Here is an 18,863-nt window from a genome sequence, read left to right as displayed (position 1 = left end):
GGAGAGTTGTGAAGTGAGGGTCATCCATCTGGTGTGCTCGGACGGTTTCGGGGGCGTCGAGCGGTACATCGCCAACCTCGCCGTCTCGCTACGCGGACACGGCGACGAAGTGGACGTGGTCGGGGGTGACCCCGCGCTCATGCGCGCCGCCGTCGGCGATGCTGGCGTGGGCTGGCACCCCGGCAGCAGCATGCGCGCGGCCCGGCGCTCGCTGGACGACCTGGGCGCTGCGGACATCCTCAATACCCACATGTCGCAAGCGGACCTCCTCGGCGTCGGATACGGTCTCACGCCGGTCGGCCGCCGCGCCGCGCATGTCAGCACCCGCCACTTCGCCGCGCCCCGCGGCGGGAGCCCGCTGACTCGGGCGGTCTTCTCGCTCGCGCGGCGTCGGATCTCGGCCGAGCTCGCGATCTCGAACTTCGTGGCCGCGAGTATCCGCTCGCCGAGCACCGTCGTCCACTCCGGCGTCGCCTCGCGGCCTCTGTCGACCGAACGCGAGCGGATCGTGCTGGTTGCGCAGCGGCTGGAGGCCGAGAAGGACACCGCAACGGCACTGAGAGCTTGGGCCCTCAGTGCCGTTGCGGGCAAGGGATGGCGGATGCAGATCGCCGGGGAGGGAGCCCAGCTTCCGGAGCTCATGGCGCTCGCGGATAAGCTCGGCATCTCGGACACCGTCGACTTCCTTGGGTTCCGCTCCGATATCGACGTGCTGCTACGCCGGGCCGGATGCGTTCTCGCCCCCACGCCGCGCGAGGGGTTGGGCATACTTGTGCTCGAAGCGATGTCACACGGAGCGCCCGTGATCGCCTCAGCTGCTGGCGGTCACTTGGAGACCGTCGGTGCGGTGGAGCCGTCGCTCGTATTCGCGGTCGGAGACGCTGCGGCCGCAGGAGAGCTGATTGACGCTCTCGTCGATGACGAACAGCGCCGTCGCGACGTGGGAGCGGCGGCGTGGGCGTGGCAGCGCGCACACTTCTCGCTCGACGCGCAGACCGCGGGGACGCGAGCGCTCTATCGAGAGGTGCGCGCGCGTTGACCGCACATGGAGTCGTTGTGTTCTCCCTCGAGCCCTGGGACGACATCTGGCGGCGCAATCAGTACCTCATCGACGGGATGCTGATGGCTGACCCCGCCCTGCGGGTGTTGTTCGTCGAACCGGCGCGCGACGTCGTCCACGGTGCGCTGCAGCGGCGAGAGATGCGCCGCGGCGGAGGGCTGCGGACCGCGGACGGGTATGCAGGCCGACTCGCCCTGCTCGAGCCGACGAAGTGGCTGCCGCGACTGGCGGGACCTGTGGCGGATGCGATGCTGCGGCGTGAGGTGGACGCCGCCCGCGTCGCACACGGCCTCGGCAGAGCACCGGTTTGGGTCAACGACCCCGGATGGGCTCATTACGTGCGCCGGCGGCGCCCCCGCGCCCTGTACGACGTCACCGACAACTGGACTGCCGCCCATCGCACGCCTCGCCAGCACCGGATGGTGGTCGACAACGAGAGAATCCTCCTGGACCTGTGTGACGAGGTGGTGGTGTGCTCGGTGGGACTCCAATCCACGCTCGGCACGCGCCGCGAGGTCCGCCTCCTCACAAACGCCGTCGATGTGTCGCGCTACCGGCAGACATACGGCCGGCCGGCCGATCTGCCCATCGCCGGCACCGCGCTCTATGTCGGAACACTGCACGAAGATCGCCTCGACGTGGCGCTGACGGCTCGCACGGCCGCGCGCTTGCGCGATCAGGGCGACGCCCTCGTCCTCGTCGGACCTAACGCGCTCGGCGGCGCGCAGTCAGCACAGCTGCAGTCAGCTGGTGCGGTGCTGCTCGGTCCTCGCCCCTTCGGATCCGTGCCGGCGTATCTGCAGCACGCCAGCGTCCTGATCGTGCCGCACGTCGTCGATGACTTCACCGACAGCCTGGATCCGATCAAACTCTACGAGTATCGCGCGGTCGGGCGCCCCGTCGTTACGACGCCGGTCGCCGGTTTCCGCGCCCTCGATGAGCAGGGTGTGTCGATCGTCGACGGCGCAGGTTTCCCCGACGCCGTCGCCGCGCTCGCCGCCGAGTCGATACCCACGGTCCTTCGCGCGGGGGTTCCTGATTGGTCGGATCGCGCAGCCGAGATGGGCGAGATCGTGCGCCGCGTCGGCTCAATCCGTCGCTGAGAGGTGGTGTGTCCGCTCGGACCCTGGGCAACCGAGCGGGACACACCATGGAGTGACGGCTCATGCTCTCGGGGGAGGCATACGACCGCGATGACGCACCGGAAGCCGAGGGCTCCCGGGTCTTTCCCGATCGTATTGACTCGAGCATGAGCCGTCACATCTTTGGGCGTCGCGGCGCTGCTGCCGCGACGCGGGAGCACGTGTGTCACGCGCTCCCGGGTCAGCAATCGTGCGTTCAGGCATCCTCAGTAGGCGCCTCGCGGGCGCACCAGCACTGCAGCCGTCTGCGCCATGATCTTCAGGTCGGCGGCCACCGACCAGTTCTCCACGTAGTGCAGGTCCAGACGGACGCTCTGCTCCCAGGTCAGGTCGCTCCGGCCGCTGATCTGCCACAACCCGGTGATTCCGGGCTGGACGTACAGGCGACGCAGCACGTCGCGGTCGTAGTCGCGGACCTCGTCGGGCAGCGGTGGTCGGGGCCCGACGACGCTCATCTCGCCCATCAGCACGTTCCAGAACTGCGGCATCTCGTCGAGAGAGAACCGGCGCAGCACCGCACCCACGCGCGTCACGCGCGGGTCGTTCTTCAGCTTGAACAGCGGGCCCGCGCCCTCGTTCGCGGCCTCGAACTCGATGCGGCGGGCCTCGGCATCCGTCGTCATCGTGCGGAACTTGAGAATGTCGAACTCGCGCCCGTCTCGTCCGATGCGGCGCTGGCGGAAGAACGTGCCCCCGGGGCCGTCGAGGCGGATCGCCAGTGCGATGACGGGTGTGATCAGCGCGACAGGCAGGAGGGCGACCAGGGCGACGAGGACGTCGAGCGCGCGCTTGGCTTGCAGCGTCGTCCGGTCGAACTTCGGCAGGCTCACGTGGGTGAGCGCCAGACCGTGCGTCCGCTCGAAGGCGATGCGCGAGCGATCGACGTCGGCGAGCCGCGTCGCCAGGATGAGGTCGGTCGCCGCGCCTTCCAGGCTCCAGCTCAGTCGGCGCAGGTAGTCGGGGTCGTCGATGCCGTCCGCGACGATCACCGTCTCCACGCATTCGGAGCGGGCGAGGTGTGCGACGTGCTGCGGTGTGCCGAGCGTGCGGTAGCCACGGCCGTCGACCGTCACGCTCGTCGCGCCGCTGCCCGGCACGGCTACGCCGACGATGTGGTGCGCGAACCGCGGATCGGACATGAGCGAGCGGATCGTGTGCTCCACGCTCGACGCCGATCCGACGATGAGCGTCCGGGGCGCGAGAGAGTGCTCCACGGGATGCCGCGACACCCACGTCCGCCGTACGAGCCGCGCGGCCACCAGCGCCACGATCCCGAGCGGAACCGTCATGGCGATGTGCGGCCGCAACGAGATCCAACCGAAGGCACCCGCCGCCACCGCGAGCGCGGCGACCCCGATGGCGGCGGAGTGCACGATCGGCACCAGCTCCAGACGCTCGCCGGCCCCCCGCCGGCGCGCGCGGTCGCTGAGTGCCATGAGGGCGATCGACCAGCTGGCGACCAGAATGGCCGCTGCCGGCCATGCCGCCGGATCGCCCGGAGGCGTCGGCAGTGTCGCCAGCTGGATCGAGGCCGTCGCCCCCGCCGCGAGGGCGATCAACACAGTGTCGATCGCCCACCCCGCGACGCGGTGCCGACGCACCTGAGTCAGCCGCTTCTCCAGAACCGGCATGACTCGAGGTGCTCCGACGACGCTCATCCCGTTACCGAGACCCAGCGTCGCCGAGCTCATCGCTCAGCCCTGCGATCACCTATCTGATCGTGCTGAACGGCGTGCTGCGCGCCCCCGCGCGCACGCACCGAGATGCGTCCCCCCATGGTGTTTCCCCAATTTCCCCAAGTGACAGGCAGAGCCTGCGATTCCCCAAATACGCGAATCCCCGGACTCGCGTTTTCCCCCAACGGGTGTCATGGGTCCCGGGATCGATTCCCACATCGATCCGGATCATTCCCCCCGAACGCCGACCCCTCGGCATCCGGTCCGCCTCGCGACGGCTGACGTTGCCGAGTATGGCACAGGGTCGCCGCGGGGGGAAGCCTTGATCATCCTCGATCATCGGTGGGTGCGTCTTCCGATGCCCAGCGCACCCGCGCGAGTACGCTGGGGATGTCCGCGCGATTCCTCAGCTGCTCCCCAAGTGGCGTTCGGACAGGGGCCACCCCCCAATCGGCCCCACCGAGAGTGCGTGGGCAGGGGTCCTCCGAGTCCGCCGTCCCCAACGGCCCACGTCGTGAGGGCCCCACCTTTGTCTCCAGGGCGGGCCGGGGCGCCGGCCGGGCGCGCCGGTGCCTGGGCGCCGGGCCGCACGCGCGCGTGACCGATTTGTCAGGACGCCGCGCAAACCCCGCCGCCTACCATGGACCCCATGTGTGGAATCGTCGGATACGTGGGCCCGCGTGACAGCCAGGCCATCCTCCTGTCGGGCCTCGCGCGGCTCGAATACCGCGGGTACGACTCCGCCGGCATCGCCGTCATCGACGCCGATGGCGGCCTTGACATGCGCAAGCGCGCCGGCAAGCTGCAGGTCCTCCGCGACGACCTCGCCGCCCACCCCATGCCCGACGGCACGACCGGCATCGGCCACACCCGCTGGGCCACGCACGGCGGACCCACCGACGCGAACGCGCACCCGCACCTCGCGGATGACGACAAGCTCGCGGTCATCCACAACGGCATCATCGAGAACTTCGCCGAGCTGAAGGCCGAACTCGTGAGCGAGGGCTTCACCTTCCGCTCCGAGACCGACACCGAGGTCGCCGCCGTGCTCCTCGGCCGCGAGTACCAGGCATCCGGCGATCTCGTGGCCGCCTTCCGCACCGTCGTCTCGCGCCTCGAGGGCGCGTTCACGCTGCTCGCGATGCACCGCGACCAGCCGGGCCTCGTGGTCGGCGCCCGCCGCAACTCGCCGCTCGTGATCGGCCTCGGCGACGGCGAGAACTTCCTCGGCTCCGACGTCGCCGCCTTCGTCGAGCACACCCGCAACGCCCTCGCGATCGGTCAGGACGAGATCGTCGCGATCACGCCCGCCGGCGTCGAGATCACCGATTTCGCCGGGAACCCCGTCGAGGCATCCCCGTTCGAGGTCGTGTGGGACGCCGCCGCCGCGGAGAAGGGCGGATGGCCGTCGTTCATGGCGAAGGAAGTGTCCGAAGAGCCGGATGCCGTGGCCAACACCGTCCGCGGACGCGTGCGCGACGGCGCCGTGGCCATCCCGGAGCTGGACGGCCTGGACGAGCTGTTCACCGGCATCCGTCGCATCGTCATCATCGCCTGCGGAACCGCCGCCTACGCCGGGCAGACGGGCAAGTACGCCCTCGAGCAGTGGACGCGCATCCCCGTCGACGTGGAGCTCGCGCACGAGTTCCGCTACCGCGACCCGGTGATCGGGGAGGACACGCTCGTCGTCTCGATCAGCCAGTCCGGCGAGACGATGGACACCCTCATGGCGGTCAAGTACGCGCGCGAGCGCGGCGCGAAGACCCTGTCGATCTGCAACACGCAGGGCGCGACGATCCCACGCGAGTCGGATGCCGTGATCTACACCCACGCCGGCCCCGAGGTCGCCGTCGCGTCGACCAAGGCGTTCGTCGCGCAGATCACCGCGCTGTACCTCCTGGCCCTGCACGTCGCCCGCGTGCGCGGCTCGCTGTCGGCATCCGAGCAGGCGCAGTACGTGCGCGAGCTCGAGGCGATCCCGGCGAAGATCGCGCGGGTGCTCGACGAGGAGCAGACCCACGTCGAGCAGTTCTCGCGCTGGATGGCCGACACCCAGTCGGTGCTCTTCCTCGGCCGCCACGTCGGCTATCCGATCGCCCTCGAGGGTGCGCTCAAGCTCAAGGAGATCAGCTACATTCACGCCGAGGGCTTCGCCGCCGGCGAGCTCAAGCACGGCCCGATCGCCCTCATCGAGCCCGGCCAGCCGGTGTTCGTCATCGTGCCGTCGCCGCGCGAGTCGGCGGAGCTGCACAAGAAGGTCGTCTCGAACATCCAGGAGATCCGCGCCCGCGGCGCCCGCGTTATCGCCGTCGCCGAGGAAGGGGATGCCGCCGTGCTGCCCTTCGCCGACGAGGTGCTGCGCATCCCGCTCGCCGGGCCCCTCTTCGAGCCGCTGCTGGCCGTGGTTCCGCTGCACATCTTCGCGATGGGCCTCGCGACCGCCAAGGGCCTCGACGTCGACCAGCCGCGCAACCTCGCCAAGTCCGTCACCGTGGAATAGCGCGGCGCACGTCGCGCGCGCTGTTTTTGTGTCGCGAGGTCGCCTTTTGCGCCGCGAGGTCGCCTGTTGTGTCGTGAGGTCGCCGGTTGCGCCGCGAGGTCGCCTGTTGTGTCGCGAGGTCGCCGGTTGCGCCGCGAGGTCGCCGGTTGCGCCGCGAGGTCGCCCGGGCGACCTCGCGGGCGAAGTGGCGACCTCGCGGGCGAAGTGGCGACCTCGTGGGCGAAGGCGCGACCTCGGGGATGAGGGGGCGACCTCGGGGGTGAGGGGGATGCCGTGGGCGGCGATAGGCTGACGGGATGATCGTCGGAATCGGGGTCGACCTCGTCGACATCCCGCGGTTCGAGCGGTCGCTCGCCCGCACGCCGCGCCTGCGCGAGCGCCTCTTCGCCCCGGCGGAGCGCGCACTGAAGCCGCATTCCCTCGCCGCGCGCTACGCCGCGAAGGAGGCGCTCATCAAGGCGCTCGGCGGCTCCGACGGGGTCCACTGGACCGACATCGAGGTGGCGTCTGAGCCGAGCGGCAAGCCCGTCTTCGCGCTCAGCGGCGAGACCGCCGCGACGGTCGCGGCCCGCGGCATCGCCGCCGTGCACCTCTCGCTCTCGCACGACGCGGGGCTCGCGACCGCTTACGTCGTCGCCGAGACGGCGGATGCCGGGACCGCAGGCACCGGCACGGGCGCGGACAGCCGCGCTGGCACCGGCACGGGCAGCGACGCCGGCACCGCCCGCGGCGGCGACTCGGGCAGCGGCGTCGCATCGGAGGAACAGGCATGAGCCGCATCCCACCCGGCATCCTGCGCGAAGCCGTCATCGACACCGCGGCGATCACCGCGAACGTGCGTCAGCTGCGGCGCCTCACCGCGTCGGAGATCATCGCCGTCGTCAAGGCCGACGGCTACGGGCACGGCGCCGTCCGGTCGGCGCGCGCGGCCCTCGAGGGCGGGGCGACGCGGCTCGGCGTCTCCGACATCGACGAGGCGCTCGCGCTGCGGCGCGCGGGCATCGACGCGCCGATTCTCGCGTGGCTGCACGCTCCCGGCGCCGACTTCGCGGCCGCCGCGGCTCGCGGCATCGAGCTCGGGATCTCGAGCGTCGATCAGCTGCAGGCGGCGTCGGCGGCGGCATCCGCCGACCGGCCGGTCAGCGTCCACCTCAAGGTCGAGACCGGCCTCGGGCGCAACGGGCTCGCGCCCGCCGACTACGCCGTCGCGTTCGCCGAGGCGGCGCGGCTCGAGCGTATCGGCCGGCTGCGGGTGGTCGGCATCTTCAGCCACCTCTCCAACACCAGCGCGGCCGACGACCTCGCCGCGGTTGCGCGGTTCCGCGATGCGCTCGGACTCGCGGCATCCCACGGACTCGCGCCGCACCTGCGCCACATCGCCGCCTCCCACGCGGCGATCGCACTGCCGGAGGCGAGGTTCGGATGCGTGCGGCTGGGCCTCTCGATCTACGGGCTGTCTCCGCTGGCCGATCGCACCTCCGCCGACCTCGGCCTGCGGCCGGCGATGACGCTGCGCGGCGCGGTCGCGGCGGTCCGGCGGGTGCCCGCCGGACAGGGTGTCTCGTACGGATACCAGCACCGCACCGCCGCCGAGACCACCCTCGCGCTCGTACCCCTCGGCTACGCCGACGGCGTGCCGCGCGCGGCGTCGAGCGGCGCGGCGGTGTGCATCCGCGACGGCGTGTTCCCGATCGCCGGCCGCGTGGCCATGGACCAGTTCGTCGTCGACGTGGGCGATGCCCCCGTCGCGGTCGGCGACGAGGCCGTGCTCTTCGGCGATCCGACGCTCGGCGTGCCGGCCGTGGAGGAGTGGGCGGATGCCGCGGGCACCATCAACTACGAAATCGTCACCCGGATCGGGCCGCGCGTGCCCCGCCGGGAGGTCTCGCCGTGACGGGCCTCGACGCATTCGTCGGCGAGCGGGAGATCGCCTCGCCGGCCGAGATGGAAGCGCTCGGCCGCGCGCTCGGCGACGCGCTGCGGGCGGGTGACCTCGTCGTCCTGACCGGACCGCTCGGCGCGGGGAAGACGACCCTGACGCGCGGCATCGCCGCGGGCCTCGGGGTGCGGGGGCGCGTGCAGAGCCCCACGTTCGTCATCGCCCGCACGCACCCCTCGCTCGGCGATGGCCCGCCGCTCGTGCACGTCGACGCGTACCGGCTCGGCACCGACGGCGAGCTCGACGACCTCGACATCGACTTCGCCGGCTCGGTCGTCATCGCGGAGTGGGCCGCGCCGTTCGCCGCCGCCGTCGCCGATCGGTGGTGGGAGATCGAGATCGACCGCGGATGGGCGGGTACGGGCGTCGACACTGCGTGCGGCACGGCCGGCCCCCACGTCGCCGATATGGAAGACGCCGCCCCGCGCCGCGTCCGCATCACGCGCCACGGCTGACCCCCCGCCGCGCCGACTACCCTGGAAGACGTGATCCTCGGCATCGACACCTCCCTCGGCACAGCCGTCGGAGTCGTCGACGACGACGGGGTCGTGTTCGCCGAGCACTCCCGCGCCAACCCGCTCGGCCACGCCGAGGCCATCGGTGACCTCCTGCGCGAGGCGCTCGCCGGCGCCGCGCTCGGTCCCGTCGGCACGACCGCCGCGCCGCAGGCGGTCGCGGTGACGCATGTCGCTGCGGGCATGGGTCCCGGCCCGTTCACCGGCCTGCGCGTCGGCATCGCCGCGGCGCGGGCGTTCGCGCTCGGGCGCGCGCTGCCGGTCGTCGCGGTGCCGAGCCACGACGCGGCCGCCCTGCAGATCCTGCTGGCCGCGGCGCTCACCGACCCGTTCGCCGAGCCCGCGCGCTTCGCCGTCGTGACCGACGCCCGGCGCCGCGAGGTCGCCTACTCGGTCTACGAAGGCACGGATGCCGACGGGATCCCCATCCGCACCGCAGGACCGGCCCTCGCGCCCCGCGTCGAGATCGACGCCGTGCTCGGGGAACTACGGGCCGAACGCCGCGACGTGACCGAGATCAGCGCCGCCATGGTCGCGGTCGTCGCGGCGCGGGCGATCGCCGCGGGCCGCGAGCTCACCGGCCCCGAACCGCTCTACCTGCGCGCGCCCGACGTGACGCTCCCGGCGCCCCGCAAGCGGGTGGGGTCATGACGCTGCGCACCGCCACCGCCGACGACCTCGCCGCCATCATGGACCTCGAGCGCACGTCGTTCCCCACCGACGCCTGGAGCGAGGCGATGATGCGCGAGGAGCTCGTCTCGCCGCACGGCCGCTACCTCGTCGACGTCGAGGCCGGCCGGCTGCTCGGCTACGGCGGCGTGCGGGCGGTGGCCGGGGCGGCGGATGCCGACATCCAGACGATCGCGATCGCCGAGGCCGCACGGGGCCGGGGCCGCGGCCGCGCGCTGCTGCGAGCCCTGTTGCAGACGGCCCGAGAGTGCGGTGCCCGCGAGGTCTTCCTCGAGGTACGGGCGGACAACCCCGCCGCATCCGCCCTCTACGTCTCGGAGGGTTTCGCCGAGATCGCCCGACGACCGCGCTACTACCAGCCCGACGACGTCGACGCCATCGTCATGAGGCTCGACCTCGTGGCGTGGACGGCCGCGCGGGCCGACGGCGCCGCGCCGGCATCCGGGCCGGGGATGTGCGCATGACCGCATCGCGGACGGGCTTGGAAGTCGGGGGTGTGCACATGACCGTGTCGCAAAAGCAGGCTGGACCGCACCCCGACCGCTGCCGGGGGCCGCAGGGTGCCGTTTCAGCCTGCTTTTCGCACGCCGGTGGTCTGAGCCGCCGTGCCCGAGCCGCGGGAGGCGCCGCATGAACCGCGATGAGCCCCTGGTGCTCGGCATCGAGACGAGCTGCGACGAGACCGGCATCGGCATCGTGCGAGGCCGCACCCTGCTCTCCAACACGATCGCGAGCTCGATGGACGAGCACGCCCGCTATGGCGGCGTCGTCCCCGAGGTCGCGGCGCGCGCCCACCTCGAGGCGCTACAGCCAGCCATCACCGCCGCCGTCGCCGACGCCGGCATTGCCCTCGAAGACCTCGACGCGGTCGCCGTCACGAGCGGTCCCGGCCTCGCCGGCGCGCTCATGGTCGGGATCGGCGCGGCGAAGGCGCTCGCCGTCAGCCTCGACACCCCGCTGTACGCGGTCAACCACCTCGTCGGTCACATCGCCGCCGACATCCTGACCGGCGACGAGGTCGAGTACCCCACCGTCGCGCTCCTCGTGAGCGGGGGCCACACGTCACTGCTCCTCGTGCGCGACCTCGTCTCCGACGTGGAGCTGCTGGGCGAGACGATGGACGACGCCGCGGGCGAGGCCTTCGACAAGATCGCCCGCATCCTCGGTCTGCCCTACCCCGGCGGTCCCGAGATCGACCGCGCCGCCGCGACCGGCGACCCGCACGCGATCCGCTTTCCGCGCGGTCTGTCCCGCGCCTCCGACATGGCCGAGCACCGGTACGACTTCTCGTTCTCGGGGCTCAAGACCGCCGTCGCCCGCTGGGTCGAGCAGGCCGAGGCTGCGGGGGAGCCGGTCCCGGTCGCCGACGTGGCGGCGTCGTTCCGCGAAGCGGTCGTCGACGTCCTCGTCACCAAGGCCCTCGACGCCTGCGCGCGGTACGGCGTGCCCCGCCTGCTGCTCGGCGGCGGCGTTATCGCCAACCGGCGCCTGCGGGAGGTCGCCCTCGAGCGCGCCACCGCGGCCGGCGTCGCGGTGCGGATTCCGCCACTCAGCCTCTGCACCGACAATGGAGCCATGATCGCCGCCCTCGCCGCCGAACTCATCATGAGCGGCCGCACCCCGTCGACCCTGGCCTTCGGCGCCGATTCGACGCTGCCGGTGACCGAGATCCAGGTGGCGGTGGCCGAATGACCGACGATCGGATGCCGGGGGCCGAGCCCCCGCACACGCGCGCCGCCGCGGCCACCGAAACCGCGAACACATCCGCCGCCGTGCCCGCGCCCGCCGCCGTGCCCGCGCCCGCCGCCGCGCCTGCGCCCGCCGCCACGCCCGCCCCCGGCGACCCCGCGCCGCCCGCCACACCCCTCACCCCCGCCGCCCGGGTCGAGCCGCCGTCCGAGGACGTGGCGCTCGCGGGCACCGCGACCCTCCCCGGCGAGCACCGGGGCGGGTTCCAGCGTCAGTTCACCGAGCCGGTCCCGGTGACGGCGTCGGTGCACACCGATCCCGACTCCGCCGACGTGCAGTGGGCTCCCGCGCCGCCGGCGCCGCTCCCGCACAGCGCGGGCTGGGCGCTGACCTTCGCCGTGCTGGGGCTCATCGTGTCGTTCCTCGTCGGGTGGGGGTTCCTCATCGGCCTCGTCGGGATGGGACTTGCGATCGCGGCCCTGCGGCGCCCGTGGGAGAGCCGGGCCATCGCGGCGTGGGCGCTGTGCCTCAGCATCCTGTCGCTCGTCTACAGCGGCGGATGGCTGTGGTGGGCCTCGACGCAGGGGCCGCTGTTCGGCTGACGCCCGCTCAGACGCGATCGGCGAGCAGAGCGAGGCGCGTGCCGCCGACCCGCGTCAGGATCAGCGTCGCCGCCTCGCTGCCGCGGAGCTTCAGCTTGGTCCGCAGCGTCGCGGGGTCGACGTCGACCCCGCGCTTCTTGATCTCGAGCGTCCCGATCCCGCGCTCGCGCAGCGCGCGCGACAGCGCCTTGACGTCGGTCGGCAGCTGCTCACGCACCCGGAAGGTCTGCACGAAGGGGCTCGTGACCGCGGCATCCGACGTCAGGTACGCGATGCCCGGCGCGAGCATGCCGGCGTCCAGGTCGCGTGCGACCTCGCCGATGAGCCGCGCGCGGATGACGGCACCCTCGGGCTCGTGCACGAACGCGCCCAAGGGGCGTACGGCGACATCCTCGGCGTCGGCGGATGCCGTGAGTTCGGCCGCTCCGCCGCCGCGCACCACGAGCGCGGCGCGCCGGACGCCGGGGCGGGCCAGCGCTCCCGTCCAGACGACGAGCTCGATCGTCGAGCCGTCCACGCTGATCCACTGCGCCTCCGCGCCGTCCGGGATCCGGGTGCGGTCGAACGCGGGTCCGAGCTTGATGCCCGCCGGCAGCCGCCCGGCGAGATCGAACACCCAGTCCAGCGGCGGCGACCAGTCCGCGGCACCCACGCGGGCGGTGGCGCCGTGCCCCGCCTCGCGGCGCGCCGGGTCGAGCCAGACGGCGTCCACGCCGTCGACGGAGACCTCTTCCGCGCGCGCGTGCCGCACGACGGCGGCGTCGCCGAAGGGGGCCAGGTTGTAGGCCGCGAGGGCCGCGGTCACCTCGTCGGCGTCGACGGCGAGCACCTGCAGGCCGATTCCCGCGAAGGCCAGGGCGTCGCCGCCGATCCCGCACCCGAGGTCGGCGACCCGCGCGAACCCGGCGTCACGGAACCGCCCGGCGTGGCGCGCGCCGATCGCCAGACGGGTCGCCTGCTCCAGGCCCGCGCGCGTGAACAGCATCCGCTCGGCGAATTCGCCGAACTTCTGACGCGCCCGCGTGCGTAGCCGCGCCTGCCCGACGGCGGCGGAGACGAGCTCGGGGGAGAGCCCCGCGGCGCGCAGCCGCGACACCGTGGCCGCCACATCGGCGGGCGTGTCGATCGCGCCGATCTCGTCCACGAGCCGCAGCCCCTCGGGGGTGAGCAGGGCGGTCAGTTCGGCCAGTTCCACCCGCCCAGCCTAGGTGTGCGAGTCCCCCAGCCCCCACGCGGCCCCCATAGGGCTGTGACGGGAAGTTGGCACTCGCGTTGCACGAGTGCCAACCGCGCCCTAGACTTGCGTTAGCACTCCACCCTCGTGGGTGCTAACGAGTCTTTCAGTGACAAACGGCAGTACGCCCCGCAAGAAAGAGGTAGACCGTGTCGGTTTCCATCAAGCCGCTCGAGGACCGCATCGTCATCAAGCAGGTCGAGGCTGAGCAGGTCACGTCCAGTGGCCTCGTCATCCCCGACACCGCCAAGGAGAAGCCCCAGGAGGGCGAGGTCGTGGCGGTCGGCCCCGGCCGCATCGACGACAACGGCAACCGCGTGCCGCTCGACGTCGCCGTCGGCGACCGTGTGCTCTACAGCAAGTACGGCGGTACCGAGGTGAAGCTCGGCAGCGACGAGTACCTCGTCCTGTCGGCGCGCGACGTCCTGGCGGTCGTCGTCCGCTGAGCGAACGTCTCGCGAAGGCCCCTGGGTTCTCCCAGGGGCCTTCGTCGTGCTGGCAGAAGATGAGCGAGGAACGGCAGGATGCCGCGGCCGTCGCGGCCCGCGACGAGTCATGACCGTTCTAGGCTTTGTCTCATGACACCCGACGAGACCGCCCGCGAGGAACGACTCGGCGGGGTCTACGCCTTCGCCGCCTACTTCCTCTGGGGCTTCATGCCCCTCTACTTCCTGCTGCTCGCGCCGATCGGGCCCTGGGAGATCGTCGTCTGGCGGATCCTGTTCTCGCTGCTGTTCTGCGCCATCCTGCTGACCGTCACCCGCACCTGGGGCAAGCTCCTCGCGATCCTCCGGGACAGGCGGCTGGTGTTCTGGACGATCATCGCGGGCCTGCTGATCTACGTGAACTGGCAGGTCTTCCTCATCGGCATCCTCACCGGTCACGTCATCGAGGGCAGCCTCGGGTACTTCATCAACCCCATCGTCACGGTGCTGCTGGGTGTCCTCGTGCTCGGCGAGAAGCTGCGCACCGCCCAGTGGGTCGCGATCGGATTCGCGGCGCTCGCCGTCATCGTGATCATCGTCGCCTACGGCTCGTTCCCGTGGATCGCCCTGACCCTCGCGGCGAGCTTCGGCACCTACGGGCTGGTGAAGAAGCAGATCGGCCCCCGCGTCGACGCGATCAGCGGGCTGACGCTGGAGTCGCTGTGGCTCACCCCGATCGCGATCATCCAGCTCGTCATCGTCGGCGCGACGACCGGCCTCGTCTGGGGCACGCAGGGCGCGTGGCATACCGCCCTCGTCCCGCTCGCGGGGGTCATCACCGCCGTGCCGCTGCTGCTGTTCGCGGCCGGCGCGCGGCGCGCGCCCCTCACCGTCATCGGCCTGCTGCAGTTCGTCGCCCCGATCCTGCAGTTCATCACCGGCGCGTGGATCATGCAGGAGCCCATGCCGCTGGAGCGCTGGATCGGGTTCGGCCTCGTCTGGCTCGCCCTCATCGTGCTGAGCGCCGACTCGCTGATCTCGGCGCGGCGCACGCGCGCGGCATCCGACGTCGCCGACCTCGTCTGACGCGGCCGGGCGGCCCGAAGCGCCGTTATCGCACCGTGACCGTTTGGTTTCACACCGTTAACGGAACGCAACAATCCGGACGCGCTTCCGCGCATAGGTTTGACCCACTGGGGAGGCGTCCCGATGCCGCCCCGTGTTTCATACAGATCAAGGAGCAACATGAGCGTCTTCACACGTTCTCGTGCTGGCAAGGCACTCGGCGGTATCGCCGTCGCCGCTGTCAGCGCAGTCCTGCTGGCCGGCTGCGCCGGCGGCGGAGGTTCCACCGAGCCCAGCGAGAGCGCGGCCCCGGCGGAGGATCTCACCCTCAAGATCGGCAGCGTGCTGCCCCAGACCGGCAGCCTCGCCTTCCTCGGCCCGCCCGAGGAGGCCGGTGTCCAGCTCGCCGTGAACGAGGTCAACGAAGCCGCCAAGGGCCTCACGATCGACTTCACCCCGGGCGACTCGGGCGACGCCGACAACAAGGCGTTCGAGACCACGGTGCCCAAGCTCCAGAACGCGGGCGTCTCGGCCATGGTCGGCGCGGCGGCCTCGGGTGTGACGAAGCTGTTCCTCGACTCCAACGTCGCAGCCGGCATCATCACCTTCTCGCCCGCCAACACCTCGCCCGACTTCACCGATTGGGACGACGACAACCTCTACTGGCGCACCGCTCCGAGCGACCTGCTCCAGGGCGAGGTGCTCGGCAACCTCGTCGCGGAGGACGGCCACAAGAACATCGGCATCATCTACCAGAACGACGCCTACGGCACCGGTCTGCACGATGTCGTCAAGGAGGTCTTCGAGTCCACCGGCGGCAGCGTCGTGGCCGAGGCGTCCTACAACGACGGTGACAGCTCCTTCGACGCGCAGGTCGCGACGATCGCCGCGGCGCAGCCCGACGCGGTCGTGCTCATCACCTTCGACCAGTTCGCGACGATCGCGCCGCTGCTGGTGAACGCGGGTGTCGAGGCGAAGAACTTCTACCTCGTCGACGGCAACCTCAAGCAGTGGGGCACCGACGTGTCGGTCTCGCTCGAGGGCGCCAAGGGCACGACGCCCGGCCCGGTGCTGGAGGACGACTTCAAGGAGCGTCTGAACGCCGCCTGGACCGCCGCCGGCAACACCGAGCTCGACGACTACTCCTACGCCGCGGAGTCCTACGACGCCGTCGTGCTGCTGGCGCTGGCCTCGCTCGCGTCGAAGTCGACGACGGGCGCGGACATCGCCACCAAGCTGCAGGAAGTGTCCGGCGGCTCGGGTGACGGCACGAAGTGCACCTCGTTCGCGGAGTGCGCCGACATCATCCTCGAAGGTGGCGTCGCGGACTACGACGGCTACTCGGGCCCGGTCACGTTCGACGAGAACGGCGACCCGACGCAGGCGTCCATCGGCATCTTCCAGTACGGTGCCGACAACACGCACACGCGCATCGAGACCCGCTGATCCCAGCGGCATGCGAAAGGGCCCCGGAGTGATCCGGGGCCCTTTCCCGTGGGATGCCGGGACGCGGGGTCAGTGGCCCTCGTCGGCGCCCAGCGTGCCGAGGTACAGACCGATCACCTGCGGGTCGTTCAGCAGGTCCCGACCGGTGCCCTGGTGCGCGTCGCGGCCCTGGTCGAGGACGTAGCCGCGGTCGCAGATCTGCAGGCAGCGGCGCGCGTTCTGCTCGACCATGATGGTCGTGACGCCGGCCTTGTTGATGTCGGAGACGCGGATGAAGGCGTCGTCCTGACGGACGGGGGACAGGCCCGCGCTCGGCTCGTCCAGCAGCAGCACCGACGGATCCATCATGAGCGCACGGCTCATCGCGACCATCTGGCGCTCGCCGCCGGAGAGCGACCCGGCGCGCTGCTTGAGGCGCTTGCCGAGCTCGGCGAAGATGCCCGTCACGAACTCGAGGCGCTCCGCGTAGATCTTGGGGTTCTGGTAGAGCCCCATCTGCAGGTTCTCCTCGATCGACAGCGACGGGAAGACGTTGTTCGTCTGCGGGACGAAGGCGACGCCGCGCTGCACGAGCTTGTCGGCCTTGAGGCCCACGATCGACTCGCCATTGACGGTGATGTCGCCCTCGCGCACCTTCACCAGGCCGAAGATCGCCTTCAGCAGCGTCGACTTGCCGGCGCCGTTGGGGCCGATGATGCCGATGAGCTCGCCCTTGCGGGCGACGAGGTTCGCGCCGTTGATGATGTTGATGCCGGGGAGGTAGCCGGCGAACAGGTCCTTCACGTCGACGACGACATCACCGGATGCCGGGGTCGGCGCCGCGGCGGTCTCCGAGCTCACCGCGCCGGTCCCTGAGCTTGTCGAAGGGGTCACTTGTTCTCCTCCTCGGCCTCGGCGATCGCCGACGCCTCCTCGTCCTGGATCTCCTCCAGCAGCTCCTGCGCGGAAGCGTCGAGCTCGCCCTCGATGCGGCCGGTCACGACGCCCAGGTCGACGTCCTGGTGGCTGCCGAGGTACGCGTCGATCACGGCCTGATCCTGCATGACCGTGTCGGGCGGTCCCTCGGCGACGACCCGGCCCTCGGCCATGACCACGACCCAGTCGGCGATGTGGCGCACCATGTGCATGTCGTGCTCGACGAACAGCACCGTCACGCCCAGGTCCTTGAGATCGAGGATGTGATCGAGCAGCGACTGGGTGAGGGCCGGGTTGACGCCGGCCATGGGCTCGTCGAGCATGACCAGGTTCGGGTCGCTCATGAGGGCGCGGGCCATCTCGAGGAGCTTGCGCTGGCCGCCCGAGAGCGACGCGGCGAAGTCCTTCTCCTTGGCATCCAGCTTGAATCGCCGGAGCAGGCCGCGGGCCTTCTCCTCGTTCGCGTCCTCCTGCCCGCGCCAGACGGCCGGGATGAACGACGTCCAGAACCGCTCGCCCTTCTGGCCGGGAGCGCCGAGCTTCATGTTCTCCAGCACCGTCAGCAGTGACAGCGCCTTCGTGAGCTGGAAGGTGCGGACCTGACCCATGCGCGCGACCTTGAAGGCGGGGATGCCGGCCAGGCTCTTGCCGTCGTAGGACCACGATCCGGAGTTCGGCCTGTCGAACCCGCACAGCAGGTTGAACAGCGTCGTCTTTCCGGCGCCGTTCGGCCCGATGAGCGCCGTGATGGCGTTGCGGGGGATCTCGAGGTGCTCCACGTCGACGGCGGTGAGCCCGCCGAAGCGACGGGTGACGCCGTCGATCACCATGATCGGGTCGACCTTGGCCACGCCCGGGACGGCGGGACCTGTCGCCAGGCCCGTCTTCTTGGGGCGGGGGATGCTGCCGGTGGCCGCAGCGGGCTCCGCCACGGCATCCGCCGCGACGGGGTCGGGCCCGGCGTTCGATGCATTACTTGACAAAGGTCATCTCCCTCTTGTCGCCGAGGATGCCCTGCGGCCTGAAGATCACGAGCAGCATGAGCGAGACGCCCACCAGGATGTAGCGGAGGGTTCCGGCCTGGATGTCGCTCATCGGCAACCAGCCGGCCTTCGCCATCTCGGGCAGCAGGTTGCCGAGCAGGGCCATCACCATCCAGAAGATGACCGCGCCGAGGCTCGGTCCGAAGATGGTCGACGCGCCGCCGAGCAGCAGGATCGTCCACAGGAAGAACGTCAGCGCCGTCGTGTAGCTGGACGGGATGACCGCCGAAGGCAGCACGTAGACGATGCCGCCGAGCGCGCCGATCACACCACCGACGACGAGCGCCTGCATCTTGTAGGCGAAGACGTTCTTGCCGAGCGAGCGCACGGCATCCTCGTCTTCACGGATGCCCTTGAGCACCCGGCCCCAGGGGCTGCGCATGAGCGCCCAGACGACGAACAGCGACACCGCGAGGACGGCGAGTCCGAAGACCACCACCCACAGCTGCTGCGCCGTGAACTGCCAGGGCCCCCAGCCGTAGCGCTCGCCGCGGGGGAGCATGGGGAACGGGTTGGCGGACTGGAAGCTGCCGTTGTAGTTGCCGAGACCGTCGGCGGAGTTCGTCCACTCGTCGAACACCTGCGTCGTGAACAGCAGCCGCACGATCTCCGCCGCCGCGATCGTCACGATGGCGAGGTAGTCGGCCCGCAGCCGCAGGGTCGGCACGCCGAGGATCACCGCGAACAGAGCCGCCAGCAGCAGTCCGACGAGCATCGCGAGATACCAGGGCAACCCGAAGGTGAGGATCGAGATGGCGTACCCGTAGGCACCGAGGGCCATGAAGCCCGCCATGCCGAAGTTGAGCAGGCCCGCGTAGCCGAAGTGCACGGCGAGGCCCGTGGCCGCGAGCGCATAGGCGATCGTGACCGGGCTCAGCAGGTAGCTGAGCGTGTTGCTGAGGATGGCGCCCCATTCCATGGC

General features: G+C 71.1%; 17 protein-coding genes and 1 pseudogene. 13 read left to right on the top strand and 5 right to left on the bottom strand.

Annotated elements, in window-relative coordinates; translation table 11 throughout:
• Window positions 1–13: 13 nt before the first annotated feature.
• Together JOD60_RS15945 and JOD60_RS15940 are read left to right on the top strand one after the other, a co-directional pair.
• Window positions 14–1,039, top strand: a complete 1,026-nt coding sequence (locus tag JOD60_RS15945; protein WP_076691575.1) for a glycosyltransferase family 4 protein — start codon at window positions 14–16, stop codon at window positions 1,037–1,039.
• Window positions 1,036–2,163, top strand: coding sequence for a glycosyltransferase (locus JOD60_RS15940; protein ID WP_076691574.1), 1,128 nt, complete (start codon window positions 1,036–1,038; stop codon window positions 2,161–2,163). Before JOD60_RS15945 ends, JOD60_RS15940 begins: the two co-directional genes overlap by 4 nt.
• Window positions 2,164–2,408: 245 nt before the next feature.
• Here the strand turns inward: JOD60_RS15940 and JOD60_RS15935 are convergent, their stop codons facing one another.
• Window positions 2,409–3,833: a sugar transferase gene (locus tag JOD60_RS15935; RefSeq protein WP_198159069.1), complete on the bottom strand. Its 1,425-nt coding sequence runs from the start codon at window positions 3,831–3,833 to the stop codon at window positions 2,409–2,411.
• A gap of 694 nt (window positions 3,834–4,527) precedes the next feature.
• Between JOD60_RS15935 and glmS the strand changes: the two genes are divergently transcribed.
• The 8 genes and pseudogenes from glmS to JOD60_RS15895 all read left to right on the top strand — a co-directional run bounded on the left by glmS (window position 4,528) and on the right by JOD60_RS15895 (window position 11,813).
• A complete protein-coding gene (glmS, locus tag JOD60_RS15930; RefSeq protein ID WP_076691572.1) occupies window positions 4,528–6,378 on the top strand; it encodes a glutamine--fructose-6-phosphate transaminase (isomerizing) in 1,851 nt (616 codons plus the stop codon).
• 296 nt (window positions 6,379–6,674) lie between these two features.
• Window positions 6,675–7,022 (top strand): annotated as a pseudogene (locus tag JOD60_RS15925) (holo-ACP synthase); the annotation flags it as partial.
• Between the two features lie 125 nt (window positions 7,023–7,147).
• Window positions 7,148–8,272 carry an alanine racemase gene (alr, locus tag JOD60_RS15920; protein WP_198159068.1) on the top strand — a complete coding sequence of 375 codons (1,125 nt, stop codon included), beginning with the start codon at window positions 7,148–7,150 and terminating at the stop codon, window positions 8,270–8,272.
• Window positions 8,269–8,772, top strand: coding sequence for a tRNA (adenosine(37)-N6)-threonylcarbamoyltransferase complex ATPase subunit type 1 TsaE (gene tsaE, locus JOD60_RS15915; protein WP_076691571.1), 504 nt, complete (start codon window positions 8,269–8,271; stop codon window positions 8,770–8,772). Before alr ends, tsaE begins: the two co-directional genes overlap by 4 nt.
• A 30-nt stretch (window positions 8,773–8,802) precedes the next feature.
• Complete coding sequence (gene tsaB, locus JOD60_RS15910) at window positions 8,803–9,483, top strand: tRNA (adenosine(37)-N6)-threonylcarbamoyltransferase complex dimerization subunit type 1 TsaB (RefSeq protein WP_076691570.1); 681 nt, start codon at window positions 8,803–8,805, stop codon at window positions 9,481–9,483.
• Entirely contained in the window at window positions 9,480–9,986 is a 507-nt protein-coding gene (rimI, locus tag JOD60_RS15905; protein WP_076691569.1) for a ribosomal protein S18-alanine N-acetyltransferase, read from the top strand. The genes tsaB and rimI overlap by 4 nt, the downstream gene beginning before the upstream one ends.
• Window positions 9,987–10,152: 166 nt before the next feature.
• Complete coding sequence (gene tsaD / locus JOD60_RS15900) at window positions 10,153–11,214, top strand: tRNA (adenosine(37)-N6)-threonylcarbamoyltransferase complex transferase subunit TsaD (protein ID WP_076691568.1); 1,062 nt, start codon at window positions 10,153–10,155, stop codon at window positions 11,212–11,214.
• Entirely contained in the window at window positions 11,211–11,813 is a 603-nt protein-coding gene (locus JOD60_RS15895; RefSeq protein WP_084202043.1) for a hypothetical protein, read from the top strand. The genes tsaD and JOD60_RS15895 overlap by 4 nt, the downstream gene beginning before the upstream one ends.
• A gap of 7 nt (window positions 11,814–11,820) precedes the next feature.
• On the opposite strand, the gene JOD60_RS15890 is transcribed toward JOD60_RS15895, so the two are convergent.
• On the bottom strand, window positions 11,821–13,008 hold the full coding sequence (locus JOD60_RS15890) for a class I SAM-dependent methyltransferase (protein WP_076691567.1): 1,188 nt from the start codon (window positions 13,006–13,008) through the stop codon (window positions 11,821–11,823).
• 188 nt (window positions 13,009–13,196) lie between these two features.
• Here JOD60_RS15890 and groES point away from each other — a divergent pair, with 188 nt between their 5' ends.
• The 3 genes from groES to JOD60_RS15875 all read left to right on the top strand — a co-directional run bounded on the left by groES (window position 13,197) and on the right by JOD60_RS15875 (window position 15,983).
• Entirely contained in the window at window positions 13,197–13,493 is a 297-nt protein-coding gene (gene groES / locus JOD60_RS15885) for a co-chaperone GroES (protein ID WP_076691566.1), read from the top strand.
• Between the two features lie 132 nt (window positions 13,494–13,625).
• Window positions 13,626–14,558 (top strand): EamA family transporter RarD, encoded by a 933-nt coding sequence (gene rarD / locus JOD60_RS15880; protein WP_076691565.1) that lies wholly within the window; start codon window positions 13,626–13,628, stop codon window positions 14,556–14,558.
• 159 nt (window positions 14,559–14,717) lie between these two features.
• On the top strand, window positions 14,718–15,983 hold the full coding sequence (locus JOD60_RS15875; RefSeq protein WP_076691564.1) for an ABC transporter substrate-binding protein: 1,266 nt from the start codon (window positions 14,718–14,720) through the stop codon (window positions 15,981–15,983).
• 69 nt (window positions 15,984–16,052) lie between these two features.
• Here the strand turns inward: JOD60_RS15875 and JOD60_RS15870 are convergent, their stop codons facing one another.
• Genes JOD60_RS15870 through JOD60_RS15860 form a run of 3 tightly spaced genes read right to left on the bottom strand, consistent with a single transcriptional unit; the run spans window position 16,053 to window position 18,860 of the window.
• Complete coding sequence (locus JOD60_RS15870) at window positions 16,053–16,823, bottom strand: ABC transporter ATP-binding protein (RefSeq protein ID WP_076691563.1); 771 nt, start codon at window positions 16,821–16,823, stop codon at window positions 16,053–16,055.
• 29 nt (window positions 16,824–16,852) lie between these two features.
• Window positions 16,853–17,881 (bottom strand): ABC transporter ATP-binding protein, encoded by a 1,029-nt coding sequence (locus JOD60_RS15865; protein WP_084202042.1) that lies wholly within the window; start codon window positions 17,879–17,881, stop codon window positions 16,853–16,855.
• Window positions 17,871–18,860 carry a branched-chain amino acid ABC transporter permease gene (locus tag JOD60_RS15860; RefSeq protein WP_076692257.1) on the bottom strand — a complete coding sequence of 330 codons (990 nt, stop codon included), beginning with the start codon at window positions 18,858–18,860 and terminating at the stop codon, window positions 17,871–17,873. Before JOD60_RS15860 ends, JOD60_RS15865 begins: the two co-directional genes overlap by 11 nt.
• Between the last annotated feature and the right edge of the window lie 3 nt (window positions 18,861–18,863).

Source organism: Microbacterium aurum, from assembly GCF_016907815.1.
Taxonomy (GTDB): Bacteria; Actinomycetota; Actinomycetes; order Actinomycetales; family Microbacteriaceae; genus Microbacterium; species Microbacterium aurum.
The sequence above is the reverse complement of the archived record's forward strand: the minus strand, read 5'-3'. Positions and strand labels throughout refer to the sequence as shown.

What these genes read in the sequence shown, in the direction of transcription:
- JOD60_RS15935 (WP_198159069.1), bottom strand. Translation starts at nt 3,833, where the DNA reads ATGCCGGTTCTGGAGAAGCGGCTGACTCAGGTGCGTCGGCACCGCGTC.
- glmS (WP_076691572.1), top strand. Translation starts at nt 4,528, where the DNA reads ATGTGTGGAATCGTCGGATACGTGGGCCCGCGTGACAGCCAGGCCATC.
- alr (WP_198159068.1), top strand. Translation starts at nt 7,148, where the DNA reads ATGAGCCGCATCCCACCCGGCATCCTGCGCGAAGCCGTCATCGACACC.
- rimI (WP_076691569.1), top strand. Translation starts at nt 9,480, where the DNA reads ATGACGCTGCGCACCGCCACCGCCGACGACCTCGCCGCCATCATGGAC.
- tsaD (WP_076691568.1), top strand. Translation starts at nt 10,153, where the DNA reads ATGAACCGCGATGAGCCCCTGGTGCTCGGCATCGAGACGAGCTGCGAC.
- JOD60_RS15895 (WP_084202043.1), top strand. Translation starts at nt 11,211, where the DNA reads ATGACCGACGATCGGATGCCGGGGGCCGAGCCCCCGCACACGCGCGCC.
- rarD (WP_076691565.1), top strand. Translation starts at nt 13,626, where the DNA reads ATGACACCCGACGAGACCGCCCGCGAGGAACGACTCGGCGGGGTCTAC.
- JOD60_RS15875 (WP_076691564.1), top strand. Translation starts at nt 14,718, where the DNA reads ATGAGCGTCTTCACACGTTCTCGTGCTGGCAAGGCACTCGGCGGTATC.
- JOD60_RS15860 (WP_076692257.1), bottom strand. Translation starts at nt 18,860, where the DNA reads ATGGAATGGGGCGCCATCCTCAGCAACACGCTCAGCTACCTGCTGAGC.